Here is a 215-nt window from a genome sequence, read left to right as displayed (position 1 = left end):
CAGCTGCAGTTGACTGGCCGCTTTAAGATCAATATTCCAGGTACGTTCAATGACAGCAATGCCTTGGCCGCGCTGATCGTAGGGCGGCAGTTCAGTGATGATACGGTGGCTTTTGCCAAGGGACTGGAAAAAACCACCGTTCCTGGCCGCATGGAAATGCTGAGCAATCAGCGGGGACTATTGGCCTGCGTTGACTATGCTCATAACTATCTGAG

Annotated in this window: 1 pseudogene; it reads left to right on the top strand. The window is 52.1% G+C overall.

Going from position 1 to position 215, the window contains the following annotated elements:
• A pseudogene (locus tag LI126_RS15495) lies at positions 1 to 215 on the top strand (Mur ligase family protein); the annotation flags it as partial.

The sequence above is a fragment of the Mediterraneibacter sp. 210702-DFI.5.30 genome (genome assembly GCF_020560115.1).
GTDB classification, from domain to species: Bacteria; Bacillota; Clostridia; order Lachnospirales; family Lachnospiraceae; genus Mediterraneibacter; species Mediterraneibacter faecis.
The sequence above is the reverse complement of the archived record's forward strand: the minus strand, read 5'-3'. Positions and strand labels throughout refer to the sequence as shown.